The sequence below is a fragment of the Corallococcus sp. CA054B genome (genome assembly GCF_003611625.1).
GTDB lineage: Bacteria > Myxococcota > Myxococcia > Myxococcales > Myxococcaceae > Corallococcus > Corallococcus coralloides.
In genome coordinates this window covers 26,505-50,609 of the sequence record NZ_RAVY01000048.1, presented here as the reverse complement: position 1 = coordinate 50,609, position 24,105 = coordinate 26,505, and the positions used below count along the sequence as shown (strand labels likewise).

Below are 24,105 nucleotides of genomic sequence, written 5' to 3'. Positions count from 1 at the left end.
CGTCCTCCTGGGGCTGGGCGGCGTGCTCCGGCAGGAACATCAGCAGCACCAGCGCGGGGATGGCCGCCGCGGCGGTGAAGGCGAAGAACGTGGGCCAGCCCATCCACGTGGCCAGGAAGCCGGACAGGGAGCCGATGAGCCGGTTGGCGATGGTGCCCAGCGCGGACAGGAGCGCGTACTGCGTGGCGCTGAAGCTCTTGTGGCACAGCGACATGATGAAGGCCGCGAACGCCGTCACGCCCAGGCCCGTGCACACGTTGTCCACGGCGATGGTGCCCGCGAGCATCAGGTCGTTCTTGCCCACCAGCGCCAGCGCCATGAAGGCCAGGTTGGTGATGCCCTGCGCGGCGCCGAAGATGAACAGCGCGCGGCGCATGCTGAGCTTCACCATCAGCACGCCGCCCAACAGGCCGCCGCTGATGGTGGCCACCATGCCCAGCGTCTTGCTGAGCGCGCCAATCTCCGTGTTGGAGAACCCCAGCTCGATGTAGAAGGGCGTCACCATGCTGGCGGCGATGCCATCCCCCAGCTTGTAGAGCACCAGGAACGCCAGCACCCCCAGCGCGTACTTGCGGCGGAAGTAGTCCACGAAGGGCCGCACCACGGCATCCGCCAGGTTGCGAGGAGGCCGCACGCTCTGGGGCTCCGGGGCCAGCAGCGTGGCCACCACGCCCACGCCCATGAGCAGGCCCATCACGTAGTACGTCTGGGACCAGCCCAGGTGATCCGACAGGACGAACGCGAGCCCGCCCGCCACGAGCATCCCCAGCCGGTAGCCGGTGACGTACATCGAGTTGCCCAGCCCACGCTCCTCCATGGGGAGGATGTCCGTGCGCCACGCGTCCGCGACGATGTCCTGGCTGGCGGACAGGAACGTCACCACCACCGCCATGCACGCCATGGCCAGCGGGGTGTCCTTCGGGTTCACCAGGCCCATGGCGGCGATGGCGCCCATGAGCAGCACCTGCGTGAGCAGCATCCAGCCGCGCCGCCGACCCAGGAAGGGCAGGGTGTAGCGGTCCATCAGCGGCGCCCACAGCACCTTGAAGGTGTAGGGCAGCGCCACCAGGCTGAAGATGCCAATCGTCTTGAGATTGACCCCCTCGTTCTTCATCCACGCGGACAGCGTGACGCCGGTCAGCCACAGGGGGAGGCCGGACGCGAAGCCGACGGCGATCAGGAGCCAGATGCGCCGGCTCTTCAAGACGGTGAGAAGCGAGGAGTTGGGCATGGGGGCGCGGGAAACAGCCGCCAGCATAGAGAATCCACCCCGCGCGTCACCTTCCAACGGCCAGGGACTGTCCGCCCGGCTGCTGTCCGGCCCTGAGCCCGGGCGGCCTCTTCAGGGCTTCGGGTCCAGCGCGGACACGTCCGGACAGGTGCGGCGGTCGCCCTCGGTGGGGGTGATGAAGTCCCAGTTGCGCTGCATGAACGTGATGCGCGTCCGGGAGTCCCAGCACTCCGTGTACTGCGCGCCCTTCGCGTCCCCGTCCAGGATGTTGAGCACCAGCACGCCCCGGCCATCCGGCGTCCAGCGCGCCAGGATGTCCAGCGTCTCCAGCAGCCCGCCGGGAACCAGGTCCTCCCCCGGCAGCCGGAACGACATCTCCCCCAACCCCTCCGGTGTCCGGCGTGACGCGTAGCGCGCCAGCGGCAGCGCGCCTCCCAGGCCGGAGACGAGCAGCTCCACGCTCGTGGGCAGCGCCTTCGTCTGGTAGCGGATGTCCAGCCGCTCCACGAGGTTCACCTCTTGCGGCTCGAACCCGCGCGCGCGGGCCTCCTTGAGGTCCATGGCGAGCGTGCCCTCCCCCTTGCGGATGCCGCCGCCCGCCTTGAAGGTGCCAGGCACGTAGGTCCACCACGCGGACTCGCCTCCGCCCGTGGGCCGGACCTGGAGGAGGTAGCCGAAGTCGCTGCCCTGGCGCTCCATCACGAAGCGCAGCTCGTGGCCCGGGTGGCCGTCCGCGGGGAAGGGACCCCAGACGCGCCGGTCCGGCTCCCGCGTGGTGGGGGGGGCGTGGCGGAACACCTCCAGCAGGGCGAGCAGACCGTCCACGTCGGTGTTGAACCGCGTGCCCGCGGCGTAGGCCTGGAGGGCGAGCTCGGACGTCCCGCCCAGCACCTGCGCCCGGCGCAACGCCTGGCCCCGGGGGAGCGCGCCCTGGCCGGCGCGCGCGGCGGAGTCCGGCAGCATCGCGGCCAGGTCCTCGCGCTGGGGCAGGGCGTTCTGGAACTCCAGGTCGTCGTTGGAGAAGTCGCCGCCGCACGCGACCGTGAGGAGGCAGCAGAGGGCCAGGGCAAAGGTTCGCATCACGTGCTCCCTCATGGCTCGTACGTGAGGAGCGCGGCCAGCTCCCAGAACCCCAGGGAGCGCTGCGCGTCGACGGTGTATTGGAGGTACTGCAGGCGGCTGCGCGCGGTGAGGTTCAACTTCCGCGTCAGCTGGAAGCGCGCGCCCGTCGCCAGGCCCGGAGACACCATGGCGAAGCGTTGATCCGGGAGCGCCGCGTCGTCGAACTTGCGGCCCATGATGAGGTACGCGACGCGCACGCCCACGAACGGGGCGACGCGGCCCATGGGCCACTCGGCGGTGAGGCTGGTGCCCACGTTCACCACGGAGTAGCGGTACGCCGGTCCCGCCAGCGTGGGCAGTGACAGCACGCCGTTCGTGCCGCCCACCGCCGCGTCGAAGCCCCAGACCCAGTCGCGGCGGAAGTAGTCGTGCAGCTCGGCCTCCGCGCCGAAGAGGGGCACGGAGAGGAAGAGGGACTGGCGCGTCCGCGGGTCGAAGAAGGACTGGAAGCCGCCGGTGAGACCGAACGCCCACCACGCGCCCTTGTCCCGCATGGCGCCCTTCACGGGGTCGTCGGTGAAGGGCGCGTCCTTGAAGCGCGGCTCCTGCAGGATGGTCGTGCGTCCGCGAGCGACCTCCACTTCACCGATGCGCAGCCGGTCGCTGAGCCGGCGCTTCACGCGGTAGGTGCCGGGGGCCAGGGCCACGCGGCGCTCGGTGTCCGCGGCCTTGTCCAGCTCCGCGACCACGAGTCCGCCCGGATCCACGAAGTAGTACGAACCCGCGGGGGCGCTGCCGGGGACGACCAGGCCTTCGGCGCTCGCGCGCAGGTCGGTGAGGACCAGGTCGCCGTTGCCCGCGAGGTCGTAGCTGAACGTGGGGTGCTGCGGGCCCGCGCTGCTGTCGGCCGTGTCCGCGACCGTGCGGGCGTAGGCGTGTGAGTACGCCTCGAAGAGCGTCACGCGACCGTCGCCGCTGCGGTCCGCGTCTCCCAGAAGGCCGCTGGCCAGGTGATGGGAGAAGTAGCTGCCGCCCAGCGCGTCCGACTCCTGCGAGTCCTCGTCCGCGGCGCTGGAGGTGAGGATGACGACGCCCCGGGCATCGCGTGCCGCGCCGGACTCCACGTCGAAGGCCGGGGCCTTGCGAGCGCCCTTGGTGCGGGTGAGCGCGCCGGAGCGGCAGGAGTCGAGGATGGCGATGCGGATGTCCACGGGCGCGTCGGCCAGCCGGCGCTTGAGCGCATCGAAGGCGAGCCGCGAATCACCCAGCCGCAGCGCGCCGTCCTTCGCGTGGCCGGAGTAGTAGACGAACAGGGCAGTGCGTTCGCCGCGAGCCTGGGCCGCGCGGGCCCGCTGCTCCAGCTCCGACAGGGCGGCGAGGAAGTCCTTCGCGTCGTCATCCAGGAGGAGCTTCGCGTCGGCCGGGGACACGCCGCCCAGCCGCGTGAGCAGGTCGTGCATCTTGCGCGCATCGTCGCGCGCGTAGCTCAAGGGCCGCGTGTCCGCGCCGCCCGTGTCGTTGCCCGCGATGAGCGCGAAGCGGTGCAGCGTGTCCGCATGCGCGGCGGTGGAGAGCAGCACCAGCGCGGGAATCGAAGCCCGGATCGCCAGGCCCATGGCCCGTGCCCGGGCCGCCACGGGAGCGAGCACCTGTTTCACGGGGCCGTCGCTCATGGCTTCAGCAGAATCCACTGCGTCTGCGCACCCGCGACGTCCAGCGGGGGCATGCGCGTGACGTCCCGGCCCGCCGCGACGAAGGCCTTCCGGGCCGCGTCGCTCAGCGCGTCCATGGAGACGGGGGCGTCCGTCAGCACCAGCACCACGCGCTCCGCACCCGCGCCGGTGAACTCCACGCTCTCCGGCAGCCAGTGCTGCCCCGCGCCCGGCTCCACCGCGAGGCTGTCCCCGGACTCCGGATACAGCGGCGTCACCTCGCCCTGTGCATCCACCGACAGCGCCGCCACGTAGCGGTACGCATCCGCCGTGTAGCCCAACCGCACGCGCTCCCCGGCTTGCAACGCCTCCGGCGCCTCCGTGCTCGCCACCCGCTGCGGCTCCGCGCCTCCACCGATTCGCAGCTCCGCGCCCGCGCCGCCCTTGATGCGATTGCCCGCGACGGATGGCTGGACCGGATCCGTCCTCCCGCCGGTCTCCAGCAGCGGACGCGCCAGCACCAGCACCAGCACGGACGCCGCCACCGCCATCAGCGGCCGGACCCACTGCGCGCGCGTCGCCGGCTCCTGCGAAGAGGCCTGCCTCGCACGGGCCCGCTCCACGGCGGCCTCGAAACGTTCGAAGGGAACCTCCGCCTCGAACGCGGCCTGCGCGTCCGCGAAGGACCTCAGCGTCGCGCCACACGCCTCGCACGCCTCCGCATGCGCCTGGACGCGCTGGGCCTCCGGGGCGGGAAGTTCGCCAGCGTGCAGGCGGCGCAATGTCCAGCTCGACTCGTGCGCGCTCATCGGACGCTCAGCTCCTCTCCACCCAGCTCCGCGAAATGCTCCAGCCGCTTGCGCACCGTGGGCACCGAACGCCCCAGCACCGCGGCCACCTCTTCCAGCGTCATCCCGTCCACGTGGTAGTGGATGGCCGCCGCCTGTGTCTCCGGGTCCACCCGGGCCAGCAGCTTGCGCACCAGGTCACGCGTCTCCATCGCCTCCGCGCCGCCATGGCCCTGCGAACGGGCCGCCTCGTCCCTCGCGAACCACTTCCGCCACGCCGCCCCTTCCGAACGCAGCTGGTTGAGGCAGTGGTGCGTGGCGATCTTCATCAGCCACGTCAGCGGGGACGCCTCCGCCCGGAACGACTCCCCGTGCACGAGCGCGCGGGCGAAGACGTCATGCATCGCGTCCTCCGCCCGGCTCGCGTCCTTCAGCAGGTAGCGGCAGCGCTCACGCACGCTGCCGCCATACTTCACGTACAGCTCGCGCAGGACGGCCCGCCGGTCCTCGTTGGGACGGGGAGGCACCACCTTCAGGGCCAGCGGGGTCGGTCCGGTCACGCGCGGCGCAAGCCTACCGCGACCCGGCTCACAGCGACGAGTACACCGCCGCCGTGAACCCGCCGCAGGCGGTCCCCTCCTCACCGTAGCCCTGGCGCGGGTCCAGGCTGACGCGGAAGTAGGTGCTGAGGAAGTTCGCGTCCCAGCACTCGTTCGCCGTCGCCTCTCCCACCAGGTCGCCGCCCGACACCTTGACGTCCGAGCGCCCCACCCCCGACGCCGTCCAGCGGCTCTTGATGGTCAGCTTCTCCCGCTTCAGGCGCAGCAGGTCTCCGATGTCGATGTTCTTGTACGTCACGAAGTCGAACTCGCCCCCCGCCGTGGGCGACGCCTTGTAGTGGTACTTCGCGTCCACGCGCTGGCCGGCCTCCTCCTCGTCACGCATCTGGTGGAAGTCCGCGTCCACCGTGACCTGCGACGTGGCGCTGGCTCGCGCGTAGCGGATGTCCACCGTGCCCAGCTTGTCATCCGCGCCCGGCAGGGCGAACGCCGCGTCCCAGTCGATGAGCAGCTCTCCGGAGCCGAAGCCCCTCATGCGCTCTCCGTCCGCGTTCACCTCCACCGTCTGCGTGCCGGACAGCACCGCCCGGAACGCGCTGTCCTCCGCCGTCCTCGGCTTGCCCTCCAGCACCCAGGAGAACGACGCATCCCCCGACTTCGTCACCGTCAGGCGCCACGTCGTGAGCTCCAGGGGGCCCGTGCTCGGACCCCACACGGCCTTGTTCCCTTCCAGCGTCGTCGGCGGGTACTGGGTGATCTGCTCAATGAGGTTCAGCACCCAGAGCGTGCCGCCGTTCACCACCACCGTGGCCGCCACGGTGGCCTTGAAATAGTCAGCCGTCAGACCCTGGATCGCCGCTACGGACGGGCCCTCGGCCGTCAATCCCTGGCCGTTCTGCTTCGGCGCGTTCACCTCCAGCATCTCCTTGGAGGGCAGGCCGTCGCGGAACGTCGCCTCGTCGGGCTGGTCCGCGTCGCAACCGGCGAACAGCAGGGAGGCACACAGCAGGCTCTTGCGCAGCATGGTCGAGCGTCCTTTCAGGGCCCGTCTTGTGCGGGCCGTGCGGCAGTGAATTCGCCCCTATGGACACAGCCCGGCCGAAAAACAGAAAAAGCGCTCGCTAGGGGCGGAAAAGCACAGTGAAACCAGGCGCTTGGCGTCTGGCTGCCTGCTCTCCGGCCGCCCGCGGCCGCCTGCCCGACGGTTGAAATGGGCCATCCCTACCTTTCGCCCATGGAAAAACGACACCCGAACCATCCCGGGGAGATGGGTACGGACGCCACGCTGGCCGAGCGGGAGCGTGCGCCGGACGAGATCAACGCCCGCGCCAGAGCCGTCGGTCTGCTGCATGAGGCCGGGGTGCCGTTCGTCGTGGGTGGTGCGTATGCCTACGCCACCTATACCGGCATCTACCGCGACACCAAGGACCTGGACCTGTTCCCGCGCAAGCAGGACGCCATCCGCGCCCTGGAGGTGCTGGAGAAGGATGGCTGGCGCACGGAGCGGCCCGACGAGGTCTGGCTCTACAAGGCGTACAAGGGCGACTACTTCGTCGACTTCATCTTCTCCTCCGGCAACGGCGTGGCGACGGTGGACGACGAGTGGTTCACCAACGCCAGGAAGGCCACCATCTTCGGCTACGAGTGCCTCATCGCGCCGGCCGAGGAGATGATCTGGTCCAAGGCCTTCGTCACCGAGCGCGAGCGCTATGACGGCGCGGACATCAACCACCTCATCCTCAAGGCGGGGCGGGAGATGGACTGGGACCGCATCCTCCGGCGCTTCGACCGCTACTGGGAGGTGCTGCTCAGCCACCTGATGATGTTCCGCTTCGCCTATCCGAGCGAGCGCGACATCGTGCCCAACTACGTGATGACGGAGTTGATGAGCCGCACGCTCCAGACGGTGCGCGACGGCAGCTGGGACGAGAAGCTGTGCCGGGGCAACCTGGTGTCCAAGGTGAACTATCACGTGGACATCCACCACTGGGGCTTTGGGGACGGCAGGGCGTGGGACGAACAGGACAGACCCGAGGGGGGAACCCGTGGCGCGAGATCCGAGCTCGAAGATTCGGCTGGCAGCGGTCGGTGACCTGCACTGCCGCGAGGACCAGCACGGGCGCTTCCGGCAGCTCGTCAAACAGGTGAATGCCTCGGCGGACCTGCTGCTCCTGTGCGGGGACTTGACGGACCGCGGGATGATTGAAGAGGGCAAGGTGCTGGCCGAGGAGCTCTCGGCCTTGCGCGTCCCGTGCGCCGCGGTGCTGGGCAATCACGACTACGAGCACGGGCAGGTGAAGGACATCTGCTCGGAGCTCTCCAAGGTCGGCGTGCACATCCTCGACGGGGACCACTTCATCTTCGAGAAGACGCTGGGTGTCGCGGGGGTGAAGGGCTTCGGGGGCGGCTTCGGCAACGCGACGTTGCAGGCGTTCGGCGAGGGCCAGACGAAGTCCTTCGTGCAGGAGGCCGTCACCGAGTCGCTCAAGCTGGAGGCCGCGCTCAGCCACCTGGACACGCCCAAGAAGGTCGTGATCATGCACTACGCCCCCATCCCGGAGACGCTGGAGGGGGAGAACATCGAGATCCGCCCCTTCCTGGGGACGAGCCGCTTGTCGATGCCCATCGACCACTACGGCGCGGCCTACGTCTTCCACGGTCACGCGCACCACGGCGCGCTCGAGGGCAAGACGAAGAGCGGCATCCCGGTGTTCAACGTCGCCATGCCGCTGCTCACCAAGTTCACGCCCGAGCAGCGCTTCGCCCTGATGGAGGTGTAGCGCTGCCTCAGTGCTCGGGAAGACCGCCGTCCGAATCGTCGGGCGGTGCCTGCTGGAGGTCCGAGGCGCGCGTGGGCAGGTCCGCCACCGCGCCCATGGACACCTCCACCAGGTCCGGCCCGGAGCCCCGTGCATAGAGCCGGTCCTCCGTGTCTGGCACGGCGTCGCCCAGCCACAGCCGTGCCAGTTCGCGTCCCTTCCCATCGCGCAGCACGACGCTCCGCGACGCGTCACTGATGCCGTAGCGCTCCCAGTGCTTCACCTTGGGCTCGCCGTCCCCCGTGGCTTTCAGCGACTCCAAACGGCTCAGGACCTTCGCCACGCGAAAGTAGAGGGTGCGTCCCCCGTGGGGACCCTCCAGCTCCCACGGGTCGTGGGGGCCGGGGCCACGCGCCACCACTACCGGAGCGGCCTTGCCACCGGGGAGGAACTCCATGCGACGGACGTCGTCGCGTTGGAACGAGAGCACGCGCCGGTCCTTCAATTCCTGCACGCCCACGTCCAGTGTCGTCAGCGCACGGGCTTCCACCTCCGCCAGCGTGGACCGCGAACCCTGTTCGCGAAGGGCATGGACGACGGTCGCTCCGTCGCGGGTCACCTGCGCCAGCCTGACGCGGATGGGCTCACCAGAAGCCGGCACGAAGCGCGCGTCCACGACGGGCGTGTCCAGGCCCAGGGCCTTCCGCGAGGCGGCGGTGTCCTGCGGGAAGGACAGGGCCTGATGGCCCTCGAACGCCTCGAGCAGGTCCATCAGCCGGCTGTCACTCGCGCGGGTGGGCTCCGGCTTCTCCATCCGCCACGACTTGCGGTCCGCCTCGCGTGTCAGCGTGTACGCGTGGTCCTTCGCCTTGACGTCGATGGACTGGAGCGAATCGAGCTCGAGCGGCCCCAGGAACTCCTTGGCGCGCAGCTCGAACGGGCCCTTGTCCAGCGAGTACCGCACGGCACCGTCCGCCGCGTACACGGTCGTGTCGCCTTCACGGCGCACGTAGACGGAGCCATCGAAGGGGTTCTCATTCCCACCAGCCAGCGTCACGGTGCGCTGGCGGGACGGATCCTCCGAGCCCTCACCGTTGGCATCCGGAAGAAAGGCCCGCGCCGTCACGGTGAACGTCGGGGACGTGAGCCCGTACTTCTTCAGGTCCGCGTCCGTCGGCGACGCGTTCACGGTGGCCTTGAACTTCGCCGAGGTCAGCTGCTGCACCAGGGCCTCCACCGCGTACGGATCCGCCTTCGCCTCCACGGGCGAGACAATCCGCCAGCCCTCCTGCGTCCGCTCCAGCTCCGTGGTGGCGCCGCGAGCCTTCACCGTCAGGTGCGTGAAGATGGGCGCCGGGTCCGGAGCCGCGCCACGGGTTGGCTCGGCGGCTTCCGTCGCGAAGAGCTTCGGCGGAGCAGGGGGCTTCTCCGCGTCGCGCGAACAGCCCACGGCCAGAAGCCCCAGCATCACGACGGTGGACGTCCTCACCGGTTCCTCCGTGACAACCAGACCGCGAGTCCCACACCCAGCAGCGACAGCGGAAACAGGTCGGTGGAAACGAAGCGCAGGGTCCGCATCTGGTCCTCGCCAAGCTCCAGGGTGGACGTCTCACGGTCGGGAGGACGCAGGGTGACCTTCTCCGCCTGATGGGATGCCCAGCCCATGGCGTTCATCACCAGGTTGCGGTTGGCCTCGTAGCCCCAGTTCGGATCCAGCAGCAGCTCCGAGTCGCCCACGGCCACCAGTCGGGCCTCGTCGTAGCGCTTGTGCTCCGCCGCACGCGTGTCCCGGGAAGCGGCGGCCACCAGCGTGAGCTGCCCCATCTTCTCGCCGCTGGACGGGGTGGTGTCCTCCAGGGGCCGCGACTCCACCCACGCATAGGGGGAGCTCAGCAGCACGGGCTCCACCGTCACGCCGGGCAGCAGGAAGCCCTCGCGGACGAGCGTGAAGCTGCGCGGCGTGGGCAGCTGGATGTTGAAGCCGCGCTCCTGCAACGGACGCGTGATGGGGTGCTTGCCGTAGAAGTTCGACACCAGGACGAACGGGTTGCCCGAGTTGAACTGCGGGTCCGCCGCCACGCCGTCGTCCACCTGCACGCCGTAGTCCGCGAGGAACAGGCCCAGCCCGTCATCCGTGTTCGCGTCGGTGAAGTAGAGCAGCCGGCCGCCTTCGCCCAGGTAGGTGCGCAGCGCCGCCACCTCTGGCGCCGTGTACGCCTGCTTCGCGCCAGCGATGATCAACAGGCCCGCGTCGCGAGGCACTTCCTTCCGGCCCAGGAGGTTGAGCGGCTCGGGGCGGTAGCCCTCGCGCAGCAGCTGGCGCCGCAGCTCCGTCAGCCCCTCGCCAGCCGCCTCCAGCGACCACTCGCCGTGCCCTTCGAGGACGTACACCTTCTGCGCGCCCGTCGCGCTCAGCTGGAGCAGGGCGTTGGTCAGCTCCTGCTCGGCTGGGACGGGCAGGGTGGTGTGGGGCGCCGCATCGCCCTCGCCTCGGGAGATGACGACCAGCGTCTGCCCGTCCTTGAGCTGGTACTTCGCGGCCAGGGCCGGCTCGCGGCGCGGATCCACGAAGGCGTAGTCGAACGCCTCCGGTGCTGCCTCGTGGTAGCGCCGGAACAGCTCCTCCAGCTCGCCATAGGACGGGTGCGTGGGCGGGATGAGCGCCAGCGCGTGGGCCTTCTCCTTCAACCCCGCCAGCGTCTGCACCGTCTGCGGCGCGAGCGAGAAGATGCGCTCCTGCGTCAAATCCCAGCGCTTGTTCTTGCGGAAGGCGAGCACGTTGAGCGCCACCAGCACGCCCAGCACCGCCAGCGTGGTGAGCACCGAGGACGCGAGGAACCGTCCCGTGCGGCGGGTGCCCGCGCGCGCCAGCTCCTGGCGGTGCATGACGAAGTAGGCCGCGAGCATCGCCGCGCCCAGCACCGCCTTGCCCGCGGCGAGCACCACGCTGCCGGAGGTGAGGAACAGCGTGAAGGGGCTGGACGCGAGCAGCAGCAGGCCGAAGGCCCCCAGCACGCGGGTGACGTGGGTCGCTCTCATGGTCATGCGTAGCGCTGCGCTTCCACCGCGCGGTGGGTGAGCAGCAGCGAGAACAGGATGACGGACGCGAAGAACACCAGCGCCTGCACCTCCAGGACGCCCTGGATCATCCCCTGCAACTGCGTATCGAAGGACAGGTAGTTCAGGAACGAGCGCAGCGGCTCCGCGGTGGACTGGGCCACGCCGCGCAGGAGCATCCACGGCAGCAGCACCGTGAAGGTGAGGAACGCCGCCAGCATCTGACTCTCCGTCAACGCGGAGATGAACAGCCCCACCGCCATGCACGTCGCGCCCCAGATGAGCACCGCGCCGTAGCCCAGCAGCACCGTGGGCCACTCCAGCGCGGAGCCGGACGGGCCCGTGCCCACCACCGACAGCAGCACCGGGAACACCAGCGTCAGCCCCAGCGTGACGAAGATGAGGCCCAGGCCGCCCAGGTACTTGCCCAGCACGATGTCCACCGGCCGCACCGGCGTCGTGAGCAGCAGCGCGAACGTCTTCTGGCGCTTCTCCTCCGCGAACAGCCGCATGGACAGGAAGGGCGCGACGAAGAGCGTGAGGATCAACACCACGCCCCACAGCTGCACCACCACGCCGTCCGTGAGGTTGCGGTAGACGATGGAGTCCGGCGGCAGCTTGCTCCAGCCGTTCTCACGCGCCAGGGCCTGCACCTGCTGGAACTGCTCCAGCAGGCTGACGAAGAAGAACGACGAGAGCGCCGCCATCGCCGTGAACACGGCGTAGGCCCACGGGGTGGTGAAGGCGACGGCCAGCTCCTTGCGGGCAATGGCCAGGGCAGTGCGCATGCGCTTATGGGTTCCTGTTCAGGCGGCGGTCAGCTTGATGAAGACTTCTTCCAACGACGCGTGCTCAGCCTGGCCATGGGCCTTCGCCAACTGGTCGATGGCGTCATGGGCCACCACGCGGCCCTGGTGGAGGATGAGCACCTTCTCGCACGTCACCGTGACCTCCGGGAGGATGTGCGTGGACAACAGCACCGTGTGCTTCCCGGAGAGGCTCCGGATCAACGCGCGCAGGTCCGCGCGCTGCGCGGGGTCCAGGCCTTCGGTGGGCTCGTCCAGGATGAGCACCGGCGGCGAACCGAGGAGCGCCTGCGCGATGCCCACGCGCTGCTGGTAGCCCTTGGACAGGTTCTGGAGCACGCGGCCCATCACGTCGCTCACGCCCGTGAGCCCCGCCACCCGCTCCACCTCCGCCTTCACCGCGCGGCCGGGCACCTGCTTGAGCGCCGCGACGAACGCCAGGTAGCCGTGCACCGTCAGCTCCGGGTACAGCGGCGGCGTCTCCGGCAGGTAGCCGATGCGCCGTTTGACCTCCATGGGGTGCGTGGTCACGTCGAAGCCCGCCACCTTCGCGCTGCCCTCGGACGGGGGCAGGAAGCCGGTGAGGATCTTCATCGTGGTGGACTTGCCCGCGCCGTTGGGGCCCAGGAAGCCCAGGAGCTCGCCCTCACCGACCGTGAAGGACAGGTCTTCAATGGCCAGGCGCTCGCGGTAGCGCCGGGTGAGGTTGCGCACCTCGATGATGGGCTTCTCGGTGATTGGCATGCGCGGGGGCGAACTCTACACTGCCCCGGAAGCGAGGCGTGGATGCCAATCGTGGTGCAGAAGTACGGCGGCTCATCGGTCGCTGACGCGGAGAAGCTCGGCAAGGTCGCGCGGCGCGTGAAGCAGAAGCGGGACGCGGGCTATCAGGTCGTCGTCGTCGTGAGCGCCATGGGCGACACCACGGATGACCTGCTGTCGCTGGCCAAGAGCGTGTCCCAGGACCCGCCCCGGCGCGAGCTGGACATGCTCCTCACCTGCGGCGAGCGCATCTCCATGGCGCTCCTGTCCATGGCGCTCCAGGAGCAGGGCGTCCCGGCCATCAGCTTCACCGGCAGCCAGAGCGGCATCATCACCAACGACGCCCACGCCCAGGCGCGCATCGTGGAGGTGCGGCCCTACCGCATCCAGGACGAGCTGGCGCACGGCAAGGTCGTCATCGTCGCGGGCTACCAGGGCGTCTCCTACAAGAAGGAAGTGACGACACTGGGACGCGGCGGTTCGGATACGACCGCGGTCGCGCTGGCGGCGGCGCTGGACGCGGAGGCGTGTGAAATCTACTCGGACGTGGACGGCGTCTTCAGCGCGGATCCGCGCGTGGTGCCGGACGCGCGCAAGCTGGAGTCGCTGAGCTACGACGAGATGCAGGAGCTGGCGAGCGCCGGCGCCAAGGTGCTCAACGCCCAGGCCGTGGAGTGGGCCAAGGCGCGCGGCATCACCATCCTCGCGCGCACCGCGCACGGGCAGGGGACCGGCACCAGCGTGCAGGAGCTCGCCGTGCCCACCGACAGCCGCGTGAAGGGCGTGACGGCGGACGCGGAGATGGCCGTGCTCGTCGCCCACGCCAGCGTGCCCCTCCAGGAGCTGCTGGAGTTCCTGGACGCACGCGCCGTCCGAGGCCGCACGCTTGCCCACGACGGACTGCCGGGCGCCCCGGGGCGCACGTACCTGGCGGTCCCTCTCGCGGACATTCACGGCCCGGAGGCGCTCCAGCGCGAGCTGGCCACGCGCTTTGGCGGGGGCGTGTACTGGCAGGACGGCTGGGGCACGGTCACCTGTGTGGGCGTGGGCCTCAACGCGGACTGGGTGCCGCTGCGCAAGGCCCTCTCCGCCGCGGAAGCCCTGTCCGCTCGGGTTCATGCGGTGAGCACCTCGCCCCTTCAAGTGACCCTCCTGGTGGACAAGGCGCATCTGAAGACCCTCACGGCCCGGTTGCACCGCGAACTGCTCGGTAGCTGACACGCGCCTCATCCGCGCAACCTTCGTTGATCCGAGGACTTGCGGGCCGTTCCTGGAGACGAGTCGACATCCTCCGTCGAACTTTCTTACTCAGTGGGGGCAGGGCGCTTCCCTCTGAGAAGTCGATGCCTACCCTCCTCCCCTGAATACCTTGGAGGGTTGGGCATGGCTCAGGGGCGGCGCTGGATGGGACTGGGGGTGGTGCTGGCGCTCCTGGTGACGGGGGCCTCGGGCTGCAAGGACTCCGGTCCGGCACCCGGCACGCCTCCCCCGGGCGACCGCCATGATGATCCGCCGCTGAGCAACGACGACGCGGGCGTCATCGGTCCGGACGGCGGCATCGTCGTCCCCGAATATGACGCGGGCACGCCGGAAGAAGAGCCGGACGCGGGCACGCTGCCCGACGGCGGCAGCGCGCTGCCCGAGCGCGACCCGGACGCCGTCCACAAGGAGAACCAGAAGAAGGGCACCAACGGCTGGCGCATCGACAAGAACGCCAACAGCCGCGAGATTGAAGGCTACCCCCTCAAGGCCACCCTGACGCAGGGCGAGTCGCTGCGCGTGGCGGTGTCCCTGTCCGAGGAGCGCAAGTTCAGCTGGTTCGTCTACCGCCTGGGCTACTACGGCGGCGTGGGTGCCCGCGAGATCGCGCGCGGCGGCCCGGTGCAGGGCACGCGGCAGGCGGACTGTCCGGCGGATCCGACGACGGGCGTCATCGCCTGTTCCTGGTCCCCCACGCTGGAGATCCCCATCGGCGAGGACTGGGTGCGCGGCGTGTACGTGGTGAAGCTCGTGCGCGACGACCGGCCGTCGCGCTACGTGCCCTTCTTCGTGCGGGACGCGAATCCGCGCGCGGAGGTCGCGGTGCTCATGCCCACCTCGAACTGGGCGGCGTACAACACCTGGGGCGGCACCAGCCTCTACGATGATCAGAAGGGCGTGATGAAGGCGCACGGCGTCGCGCGCGCCTTCCAGTCCTCCTATGACCGGCCCTACTACCGGGGCCAGGGCTCCGGGCACCTGATGCTGGACGACCTGAGCCTGGTCACGTGGCTGGAGTCGCAGGACCTGGACGTGGGCTACTTCACCGACGAGGACATGGACGAAAGCTACGACTTCCTGCGTGGCGCGAAGGTGCTCGTGATGTCCGGCCACGACGAGTACTGGTCCTCCAAGCAGCGCGACCATGCGGACCGCGCGCTGTCGGAAGGGCGCTCCATCATCAACCTGGGCGCGAACAACGCGTACTGGCAGGTGCGGATGGAGCCCTCCGCGGACGGCCGCCCGCGCCGCATCGTGACCTGCTACAAGGGCGCGCCGCAGGATCCGTACAAGGATCAGCGCAGGACGGTGAAGTTCCGCGACCTGCCCGCGCCCCGTCCGGAGAACGCGCTCCTGGGCGTGCAGTTCGCCTCGCGCTGGCACCAGTGGCCCTTCCCGACCGTCATCACCAACCCGGAGCACTGGGTCTTCAACGGCACGGGCTTCAAGGCCGGTGACACGCTGTGGATGGCGAACGGCTACGAGGTGGATCAGCTGGTGTCCAACGGCCGCCAGCCCTCCGGCGTGGAGGTGCTCGCGGAGTCCCCCTCGCTGTCGCTCCAGGGCGGCTTCGGCTTCGCGCACATGGTGGTGCGCAAGCAGGGGGACGCGTACGTCTTCTCCTCGGGCGGCATCGACTTCGTGCACAAGCTGGCCGGGGTGGCGGACCGCGTGGCGGATCCGCGCGCGGGCCGCATCGTGGCCAACGTGCTCTACAAGGCGCTGGGCCGGAAGCTGCCGGGCGACCTGGTGAAGTTCCAGCCCCCGGCGGCGGCCACGCCCATGGGGCCGTTCGCCGCGTCCGTGACGACGGTGGCGGGACAGCCCGGCAAGCGCTGCCATGCGGGGACCAAGGTGGCACCGGATGAGCTGGGCGCGCCGCTCGCCGTCGCCGTGCTGCCGGATGGCGGCTGGGCGGTGGCGGACTCGCTGGGCAACGCGGTGAAGCGCGTGTCACTGGACGGGAAGATCCAGACGGTGCTCACCAAGCTCTCCGGCCCCATGGGCATCGCCGCGGACGCGCTGGGCAATGTCTATGTGTCCGACACCGAGAACGCCGTCATCCGGCGCATCTCTCCGGAGGGCAAGGCGGAGGTGTTCGCGGGCACCACGTGGGGCTACCAGGATGGCCCCGCGCTGTCGGCGGCCTTCAACCAGCCCGCGGGCCTGTCCTTCACGCCGGACGGCACGGCGCTGCTCGTGGCGGACCTGAACAACAGCGTCATCCGCCGCATCGACATGGTGACGCCCGGCAACCCGGTGACGACGCTCCAGGGCGACTGGCTCTATCGTCCCTCCGCGGTGGTCCAGGCGGTGGACGGCACCACCTACGTGGTGGAGAGCGGCATGGCGCGCGTGGTGCGCGTGCGCGACGGCGTCACCACCGTGGTGGCGGGCTCCACGCCCGGCTTCCGCGACGGTGACCCGAAGGAGGGCCAGCTGCTGCCGTACCTGGGACTGGCGCTGCTGCCGGACGGCTCGCTCGCCATCTCCGACCCCGGCAACTACCGCGTGCGCCGGCTGACCTTCAACGCGTCCGGCGAACCGGAGAAGCTGACCACGCTCGCGGGCAGCGGCCGCTATGGCGCGGACGACGGCACGGGCAGGGAGGCCCAGCTGGTGCTGCCCGCCGGGCTCGCGCTGGGGCCGGATGGCACCCTCTACGTGGCGGACGCGGGCAACTCGCTGGTGCGCGCCATCAAGCGCTGATCACCGGCCCGGGTTGCGCATGCCACCCATGGGCGGCGGCGCGTCCATCTCCTGCCGCGTGCGCCGCCGGTCCGGGGTGTCGCGCGGCAGCTCCACGAAGGTGCACATCTCGCAGAGGCGGCTGTAGATGCGCTCGCCCACGCGCTCGCGCAAAAGCTCCGCGTCCTTCATGGCGGAGCGGGCGTCGTCGGTGGTGCGGTAGCCCGAAGGCGCGCTGCTCCGGGCGCCCTTGCGCTCCGGCTCCAGCGAGTAGTTCGTGGCGAAGAGCGTCGTGCGCCCCGCGTTGTAGCGCCGGGCGATCAGCTCATCGAGCGTCTCCATCTCGAAGGGGCTGCCGCGCCCCTTGCCCAGCTCGTCGATGGCGAGGACCTCCACCTCCGACAGGGGCCCGATGATCTCCCCGCCGCTCTTGCCGTCCTGGAAGCCGCGCCGGATGGTCGCGTAGAGGAGGGAGATTTCGACGTAGCGGGTCTTCACGCCCATCTCCAGCACCAGGTGCCCGAGCGTCGCGGCGATGAGGTGCGTCTTGCCCGTGCCCACCGGCCCGCTCAGCACGAAGCCCTTGTTGGTGGCGCCCTTCACGTACTGATGGGCGAAGTGCATCGCCACGCCGCGGCCCCGGTCCTGCGCCTCGTTGAAGGGCCGGTAGTTGTCGAACGACGCGTGCGCCATGACGCCCGGCATCTGCACGTCGTTGTAGAGCGCCACGCGCGTGCGCCGGAGCGTGCACACGCAGGGCTCCAGGACCTCATACGTCCGGGGGCCCACCTTCGCGCTGAAGGTGCCTTCCTTCTGCACCAGCCTGTGCCCGCGTCCACCGCACATCGGGCAGTCCACCGAGCACGTACACACCCGCGCGGTCGCGAGCTCTCCGCGCCGCTCGATGAGGTACGTCCGCCCGCCGCACAGCCCACACGCCTCGCCGTTCGCCTTGGCAGCCATCGCGCCCAGCCATAACACCGTCCCCCCTGCCCGTCAGCCTGCTGAACCTCCGTTCAGGCGTGCAGGGGAAGGACAACCCTTCATGTTTCCTTCATGTCCAGCCGCCGTCTGACGGCCGCCTGGAGCCGGAAGCGCCGGGACACACGCCGCGCGCGGGCGGTCATCAGCTGTTGTTCACCGGTGCGCGCAGCTCGCCACACCGTGCGTCGCTCCGCGAAGGGCAGGGCGCGCAGCAGCACCATCAGCGCCCAGGCCTCCTGCTGATCCATGGCGGCGGGCTCGCGCGGCACGCACGCGAGCACCGTGTCCAGCAGCCGGTGCACCCGCGGCGCCAGCGCGGACTCTCGCTCCGTCAGCGCCCGCAGCGCCGAGCACAACCGCGCGTGCCGCACCTCCTCCCATGAACGGGCAGGGCGCTTCTTCGACGTGGCCGGGGGGGCCTCCTCTCCCTGGCCCGCGGACAGGTCGCGGTACTTGCGGATCTCCGTCTCCACCTGGCGCCGGCACGCGCGCAGCGAGCGCAGCACCGGCTCCCCGGGCCGCGCGTCCCACAGCGCCTTCTCCGCCGAGCGCGAGATGCCACGCGCCACGACCTCGAAGGGCACGCCCTCCCGCGCCCACGCGGTGACGAGCTCCGTGTCCAGCGCGGACAACATCAGGCCCGCGCCGCGCACCGCGAGGAAGTAGTCCTGCACCAGTTCCTCGAAGCTGGCGCTCTCCGGCAGAAGACTCATGATCCGACAACCACTCCAGGCAGGGCGGCCAGACGAACAGCCGCCAGCTTCCCATACCTGTTGCGGCCTGCCGTGCAACCTTCCTGTCGCTGTCTGGAACGGTGTCGGCGCACAGCGAAATTGAAGTTTTCCCGCCTGCTATCCGACGGAGCGGACGTCCCGTCGTCTGAGTTGACCCGCCTTGCGCAAACCGCGCATAGTACGAGTCCCCTCATGGAAATTCCCGAAGATTCCCGGACACTTGCCAAGCAAGCAGGCATCCGTGGACGCCGGTTCCCCGCTCCTAGGAAGACCATGCGCCGCTCGCTACTCGTTTGCCTCGTTCTCCTGACTTCCATGGCTTCGGCCCAGGAGAAGAAAGCACTGCGCGACGCTGACCTGGGCAAGAAGTCCACCACCACCGTGGACAAGTCCCTCGCAGGCGACATCACGCGCCCGAAGGAAGCCCAGCAGGCCGCTCCCGCGCTTCAATATGATCAGTTCCGCCTGGGCGTGGAAGTGCAGGTCGCTTCCAAGCGCCGCGAACAGATCGAATCGCTGAGGAAGATCATCTCGCTGTCTCCTGATCAGAAGGAGGCCCCCAGCCTGCTGTTCCGCCTGGGTGAGCTCTACTGGGAGGAGTCGAAGTTCTTCTTCTTCGAAGCCAACCGGAAGGACGACGAGCTCATCGTCGCCATGAACCGCAACGACGCCGCGGCCCAGCAGAGGGCCAAGGCGGAGAAGGCGGAGCTGATGGCGAAGGTGAAGGAGAACGGCAAGTACGCCGTCGAGCAGTACACGAAGATCGTCCAGGAGTACCCGAAGTTCGAGCGCACGGACGAAGTGCTCTTCTTCCTCGGCCAGTACCTGATGGAGGACGGCCAGGACAAGAAGGCGCTCGTCGCGTTCAAGCGCCTGATCGAGAAGTACCCGCAGTCCAAGTACATCCCGGACGCGTACTTCGCCTTCGGCGAGTACTACTTCAACAACTCCAAGGGCAAGCGCCCGGAGCTGGAGAAGGCGCTGGCCGCGTACAAGAAGGCCGCCGAGTTCCCGGAGAACCAGGTCTACGCCTTCGCCCTCTACAAGCAGGGCTGGTGCTACTTCAACATGGGCGAGTACGAGTCCGCGAAGGACAAGTACAAGACCGTGGTCCTCTACGGTGAGCTGGCGGGCGCCGCCGCCGTGGAGAAGGACGGCAAGTCCAAGGCGAAGGGCTCGCTGGTGCGTGAAGCGCGCGGCGACTACGTGCGCGCCTTCGCCCGCGAGGGTGACGTGACGCAGGCCCGCGCGGACTTCGGCAAGGTCGCCACCAATCCGGAAGACCGCTTCGCGATGATGAAGCAGCTCGCGAACCTGTACTACGGCGACGGCAAGGACCGCGAAGCGGCCATCACCTTCAACGCGCTGATCAAGGAGAAGCCGCTGTCTCCGGAGGCCCCCGGCTTCCAGGGCAAGATCGTCGACTGCATCCTGCGCATGGGCAACAAGGAGCGCACCGTGGCCCAGGTGCGCCGGCTCGTGAAGATCATGAAGGACGTCGAGTCCTCCGGCGTCATCAAGGACGACAAGGACAAGAAGGCGCTCGCGGAGGCGAAGGAGCTGTCCGAGCGCACGCTCTCCAACCTCGCCGTCACCTGGCACAACGAGGGCAAGAAGACGCGCAGCGAGGAGACCTTCAAGTACGCGGACGCCGTGTACAGCGACTACCTCACGCTCTTCCCGGAGAACCCCAAGGCGTACGACCTGCGCTTCTTCTGGGCGGAACTCCTCAACGACAACCTCCAGAACTTCGACAAGGCCGCCGCCAACTACACGCTCGTCGTCCTCCAGGACGCCAAGGTGCTGGAGGCCAAGGACGACAAGGGCAAGCCCAAGCCGGGCAAGCCGGGCAAGTGGCTGACCAACGCCTCCTACAACGCCGTGCTCGCATACGACGAGGTCGTGAAGGCCGCTGAAGCGCGCGGCGAGGCCAAGTCCGAGTCCGCCGGCACGGACATCCAGAAGAAGATCGCCATCCCCACGCTGAAGAAGTCGCTGCTCGACGCGTGCGAGCGCTACCTCAAGTACGTCCCCAAGGGCGACAAGCGCGTGGAGATCGCCTTCAAGGCGGCGAACATCTACTACCGCCACAACCACTTCGACGAAGCGGTGCTGCGCTTCTCCGAAATCGCGCTCGGCTACCCCGAGTACAAGTTCGAGGACGGGCAGCGCGCGGCCGAAATCGCCGCCAACCTCATCCTGGACTCGTACAACCTGCTGGGCGACTTCGCGAAGGTCAACGAGTGGGCCCGCCGCTTCTACGCCAACGACAAGCTGGCCACCGGCAAGTTCCGCGACGACCTGGCGAAGCTGATCGAGCAGTCGTCGTTCAAGCTGGTCAGCCAGCTGGAGGAGAAGAAGGAGTTCTCCAAGGCGGCCGAGGCGTACCTGAACTTCGTCCACGACTTCCCGCAGACGGAGATCGCGGACCTGGCGCTCTACAACGCGTCCGTCGACTACTACAAGGCGAAGAGCCTGGATAAGGCCATCGAGGTCCGCAAGCGCCTGTTCGCGGAGTACCCCCGGTCCAAGTACGTGCCGGACTCCATCTACGCGAACGCGGAGGCGCTGGAGGCCATCGGTGACTTCGAGGAGGCCGCGGGCACCTACGAGCTCTACGTGAAGGGCTACGAGCGCAACCTGAACGAGAAGGGCGGCGCCCCGGCCGCGAAGGCGAAGAGCAAGGCCAGGGGCAAGGCGAAGCAGGCCTCCAACGACAACGGCCCCGCGAAGCCCGCGGTGGTGCAGAAGTGGGACGAGTCCAAGGCGCAGATCGCCCTGTTCAACGCTGCCACCTACCGCGAGGGCCTGGGCCAGCTGAAGGCCGCGCTCAAGAACCGCGAGCGCTACATCGAGCTGTGGCCCAAGTCGAAGGACGCCGAGGCCGCCTTCCTGTCCGTCGTGGACCTGCACGTGAAGCAGGGCGCGTACATGAAGGCCATCAAGCTCCTGGAGGAGTACGAGCGCGACAACATGCGCTCCCAGAGCAAGTTCCTCATGGCCGAGGGCCGCATCGTCGACATCTACACGAAGATGAAGAAGACGAACGACGTGCGCCGCATGAACAAGCGCATCTTCGAGTACTTCGACCAGCTGCCCCGCCGTCAGCAGACCGCGCTGGAGAAGCCGGCGCTCGCCGCCGCCGCGCAGGCGAACCTGCTGGCCATCGAGCCGGACTGGAACGAGTTCAAGCGCCTGAAGCTGTACTGGGGCGTGCCGCCGTCGCCGGAGCGCTTCAAGGGCTCGCTGGCCGACAAGGGCCGCGCGCTGGAGGTCGTGCAGAAGAAGTACGTGCAGACCGTGGCCCTGGGCGCCCCGGAGCCGGCCATCTGCGCGCTGCAGCGCATTGGCCTGGCGTATGACCACATGGCGGAGCTCGTCGTGAACGCGCCCATGCCGCGCGGCCTGGACGAGGAGTCGCAGCAGGCCCTGCGCGACGAGTTCGCCAACCAGGCCCAGCCGCTCAAGGACAAGGCCACGGAGGCCTTCTCCGGCGCGGTGGCCAAGAGCCGCGAGCTGGGCGTGTTCAACGACTGCGCCGCGGCGAGCCTGAAGATCCTCCGCACCACCTACGCCCCGGACCGCTACCCGGAGGTGCTGGAGGAGAAGCTCGCGCTGAAGAACAAGGAGCTGGTGCTGGGCGGCGACCTCCTGGCCGCCGTGCAGGACATCCCGCCCCCGGTCACCAAGGTGGAACCGGAGAAGCAGGCCAAGAGCGAGGCGCTCAACGAGGACCTGTCCGCGCTGACGAACGCGCTTCGCCAGCAGACCGAGTCCGAGGTCGCCAAGCCCGCCGCCGCGTCCAAGGACGGCGCCCCCAAGAAGACCGTTGATGATCAGGAGCCGGAGGACTTCCTCTAATGAATCGCCGCATGCACCCGTTCCGCCCCCTCCTGCTGGCCACGCTGGCGCTGACCGTTGTCGGCTGCTCCACCACGCAGACCAACGCCCCGGCGCCCGCCGCCAAGCCCGTGGCCGCCGCCTCGGGCCCGGTCTCCATCTCCAACCGCGCCATGCTGCTGTTCGATGACGCGGTGAAGTCCTTCGACGCGCAGAAGAAGGCCAAGGCGTTCGACTACCCGGGGCTTGAGCGCAAGTTCAAGGCCGCCCTGGAGGCGGACCAGAACCTGGCGGAGGCCGAGTACAACCTGGGCGTCATCGCCGAGCGCATGGGCAAGCCCGACGAGGCCAAGGCCCGCTACGCGGCCGCGCTCACCAAGAAGCCGTCCCTGCGGCAGGCGTCCGACAACCTGGCCATCATGAAGCAGAACGGCGGCGACGTGGCCGGCGCCGTGGCGCTCTACCAGGACGTGCTCACGCGCTACCCGGACGACGCGGGCTCGCGCGCGCGGCTCGCGGAGATCTACCGGCAGAACAACGACCACGACAAGGCGATGGAGCTGTCTCGCGCCGCGCTCATGCGCGACCCGATGAACACCAACGCCCTCAAGGTGATGATCCGCAGCTACCTGGACCGCAAGCAGCTGGCCATGGCGAAGCTCGTCGCGCTGCGCGCGGTGAAGCTGGACAGCACGGATCCGGAGCTGCACCAGGCCGTGGGCCTCATCCTCCTGAAGGAAGGGGACACGGAGGGCGCGCGCCTGCAGTTCAAGAGCGCCCTGGAGGCCAAGGCGGACTACGTGCCGGCGCACGTGGAGCTGGCCCAGCTGGCGCTCAACGCGGAGGACTTCCCCGGCGCGGAGGAGCACCTGCGCCGCATCCTGCAGTCGGACGGCAAGAACGCCGCCGCGCACGTGGACCTGGGCATCGCGCTCAAGGGCCAGGGCCAGTACGACAAGGCCATGCAGGAGTACGACGAGGCGGAGAAGCTCAACCCCGACCTGGGCGCCACGTACCTCAACCGCGGCATCATCCTGCACAAGGTGAAGGACGCTCCCGAGCGCGCGGTGGAGCTCTACAAGAAGTACGTCGCGCTGGCCGGCGGCGAGGTCGCGCTCAACGCCGAAGCGCCTGTCTTCGGCCTCCTGCGCGAGGCGGAGAGCATCGTGCAGGCCAAGCGCGAGGCGTCGGCCGCGGAGGCCCAGGCCAAGCAGCTGGAGGCGCTCCAGGCCCAGCAGCAGGCCGCGATGAAGGCGGAAGAGGCGAAGCAGAAGGGCCAGACGCCCCCGGGTGCAGCGACGCCCGCGTCCGGCACCGGCACCGCTCCGCAGGCCACACCGGCCTCCGGCACGGGCGCGCAGCAGCCGGCCGCCACCCCGGCGGGCGGCACGCAGACGGCCCCTGCCCAGAAGAATGCAGCCCCGGTGGACTCCGACGAGCCTACGGACGACCTGCTGTGATGTGGGAGACGCCCGCCAGTGGCTTCACGCTGGCGGCGCGGCTCGGGAAGATGCGAACCTTGTGAGCCCCTCGCTTTCCATGGCGGGGGCCCACCATGCGGAAACACCAGTGGGCCTTGGGAAGGCCCCACGTGGAGGCAGGATGCGGAAGTGGCTGATGCTGTGCATGACGTTGTCGGTGGCCCCGGCCTTCGCCCAGGATGAAGGCGGCAAGAGTGAGGGTGGCGGCGCCAGGATGCAGAAGACGACCAGCGTCGACTTCGAGGACGACACCATCGAGGGTGACCTCACGAAGCCGGACGGCGAGTACGTCGAGGCGCGCAAGACCGTGAAGCACTCCAACCTCATCCGCATCCGCGAAGACTTCGAGGACAAGGTGATGCAGTCCGTGGGCGAGCTGTAACCCCCCACCACGGATTGAACCGGCGGCGGGAACCTTCCGCCGGCACCGTTGTCCAAGAG

19 protein-coding genes are annotated in these 24,105 nt (G+C 69.2%); 7 read left to right on the top strand and 12 right to left on the bottom strand.

Annotated elements, in window-relative coordinates; genetic code table 11:
- From D7V80_RS14760 to D7V80_RS14735, 6 genes are all read right to left on the bottom strand, one after another.
- Window positions 1-1,231: AmpG family muropeptide MFS transporter (locus D7V80_RS14760; protein WP_120588764.1), on the bottom strand; the 1,231-nt coding region annotated here is incomplete at its 3' end.
- 111 nt (window positions 1,232-1,342) lie between these two features.
- The gene (locus tag D7V80_RS14755) at window positions 1,343-2,311 is read right to left on the bottom strand and encodes a hypothetical protein (RefSeq protein WP_199738644.1); all 969 of its coding nucleotides are present in this window, start codon (window positions 2,309-2,311) and stop codon (window positions 1,343-1,345) included.
- Between the two features lie 11 nt (window positions 2,312-2,322).
- The gene (locus D7V80_RS14750) at window positions 2,323-3,966 is read right to left on the bottom strand and encodes a caspase family protein (RefSeq protein WP_233585364.1); all 1,644 of its coding nucleotides are present in this window, start codon (window positions 3,964-3,966) and stop codon (window positions 2,323-2,325) included.
- The gene (locus D7V80_RS14745; protein WP_120588762.1) at window positions 3,963-4,754 is read right to left on the bottom strand and encodes a DUF4384 domain-containing protein; all 792 of its coding nucleotides are present in this window, start codon (window positions 4,752-4,754) and stop codon (window positions 3,963-3,965) included. Before D7V80_RS14745 ends, D7V80_RS14750 begins: the two co-directional genes overlap by 4 nt.
- Complete coding sequence (locus D7V80_RS14740; RefSeq protein ID WP_233585363.1) at window positions 4,751-5,293, bottom strand: RNA polymerase sigma factor; 543 nt, start codon at window positions 5,291-5,293, stop codon at window positions 4,751-4,753. Before D7V80_RS14740 ends, D7V80_RS14745 begins: the two co-directional genes overlap by 4 nt.
- Before the next feature lie 28 nt (window positions 5,294-5,321).
- Window positions 5,322-6,317, bottom strand: coding sequence for a hypothetical protein (locus D7V80_RS14735; protein WP_120588761.1), 996 nt, complete (start codon window positions 6,315-6,317; stop codon window positions 5,322-5,324).
- 243 nt (window positions 6,318-6,560) lie between these two features.
- Here D7V80_RS14735 and D7V80_RS14730 point away from each other — a divergent pair, with 243 nt between their 5' ends.
- On the top strand, window positions 6,561-7,385 hold the full coding sequence (locus D7V80_RS14730; protein WP_199738643.1) for a nucleotidyltransferase: 825 nt from the start codon (window positions 6,561-6,563) through the stop codon (window positions 7,383-7,385).
- A complete protein-coding gene (locus D7V80_RS14725; protein ID WP_043322966.1) occupies window positions 7,369-8,073 on the top strand; it encodes a metallophosphoesterase in 705 nt (234 codons plus the stop codon). Before D7V80_RS14730 ends, D7V80_RS14725 begins: the two co-directional genes overlap by 17 nt.
- A 7-nt stretch (window positions 8,074-8,080) precedes the next feature.
- On the opposite strand, the gene D7V80_RS14720 is transcribed toward D7V80_RS14725, so the two are convergent.
- From D7V80_RS14720 to D7V80_RS14705, 4 genes are read right to left on the bottom strand one after another with little or no spacing between them, the layout of a single operon-like run.
- A complete protein-coding gene (locus tag D7V80_RS14720; RefSeq protein WP_120588759.1) occupies window positions 8,081-9,541 on the bottom strand; it encodes a DUF4340 domain-containing protein in 1,461 nt (486 codons plus the stop codon).
- Window positions 9,538-11,091, bottom strand: coding sequence for a GldG family protein (locus D7V80_RS14715; protein WP_120588767.1), 1,554 nt, complete (start codon window positions 11,089-11,091; stop codon window positions 9,538-9,540). The genes D7V80_RS14720 and D7V80_RS14715 overlap by 4 nt, the downstream gene beginning before the upstream one ends.
- Before the next feature lie 2 nt (window positions 11,092-11,093).
- Window positions 11,094-11,897, bottom strand: coding sequence for an ABC transporter permease (locus D7V80_RS14710; RefSeq protein WP_120588758.1), 804 nt, complete (start codon window positions 11,895-11,897; stop codon window positions 11,094-11,096).
- Between the two features lie 18 nt (window positions 11,898-11,915).
- The gene (locus tag D7V80_RS14705) at window positions 11,916-12,659 is read right to left on the bottom strand and encodes an ABC transporter ATP-binding protein (RefSeq protein ID WP_199738642.1); all 744 of its coding nucleotides are present in this window, start codon (window positions 12,657-12,659) and stop codon (window positions 11,916-11,918) included.
- A gap of 42 nt (window positions 12,660-12,701) precedes the next feature.
- Between D7V80_RS14705 and D7V80_RS14700 the strand changes: the two genes are divergently transcribed.
- Together D7V80_RS14700 and D7V80_RS14695 are read left to right on the top strand one after the other, a co-directional pair.
- Window positions 12,702-13,895: an aspartate kinase gene (locus D7V80_RS14700; RefSeq protein WP_120588757.1), complete on the top strand. Its 1,194-nt coding sequence runs from the start codon at window positions 12,702-12,704 to the stop codon at window positions 13,893-13,895.
- Window positions 13,896-14,060: 165 nt separating this feature from the next.
- Window positions 14,061-16,646, top strand: a complete 2,586-nt coding sequence (locus D7V80_RS14695; RefSeq protein ID WP_120588756.1) for a N,N-dimethylformamidase beta subunit family domain-containing protein — start codon at window positions 14,061-14,063, stop codon at window positions 16,644-16,646.
- On the opposite strand, the gene D7V80_RS14690 is transcribed toward D7V80_RS14695, so the two are convergent.
- The gene (locus D7V80_RS14690; RefSeq protein WP_120588755.1) at window positions 16,647-17,588 is read right to left on the bottom strand and encodes an ATP-binding protein; all 942 of its coding nucleotides are present in this window, start codon (window positions 17,586-17,588) and stop codon (window positions 16,647-16,649) included.
- Window positions 17,589-17,668: 80 nt separating this feature from the next.
- Window positions 17,669-18,322, bottom strand: a complete 654-nt coding sequence (locus D7V80_RS14685; protein WP_120588754.1) for a hypothetical protein — start codon at window positions 18,320-18,322, stop codon at window positions 17,669-17,671.
- A 294-nt stretch (window positions 18,323-18,616) separates the two neighbouring features.
- On the opposite strand from D7V80_RS14685, the gene D7V80_RS14680 reads away from it, so the two are divergent.
- From D7V80_RS14680 to cglF, 3 genes are all read left to right on the top strand, one after another.
- On the top strand, window positions 18,617-22,204 hold the full coding sequence (locus D7V80_RS14680; RefSeq protein WP_199738641.1) for a tetratricopeptide repeat protein: 3,588 nt from the start codon (window positions 18,617-18,619) through the stop codon (window positions 22,202-22,204).
- A complete protein-coding gene (gene gltE, locus D7V80_RS14675) occupies window positions 22,204-23,643 on the top strand; it encodes an adventurous gliding motility TPR repeat lipoprotein GltE (RefSeq protein WP_120588752.1) in 1,440 nt (479 codons plus the stop codon). The genes D7V80_RS14680 and gltE overlap by 1 nt, the downstream gene beginning before the upstream one ends.
- A gap of 142 nt (window positions 23,644-23,785) precedes the next feature.
- Window positions 23,786-24,046 carry an adventurous gliding motility protein CglF gene (cglF, locus tag D7V80_RS14670; RefSeq protein ID WP_014395388.1) on the top strand — a complete coding sequence of 87 codons (261 nt, stop codon included), beginning with the start codon at window positions 23,786-23,788 and terminating at the stop codon, window positions 24,044-24,046.
- Window positions 24,047-24,105: the final 59 nt, after the last annotated feature.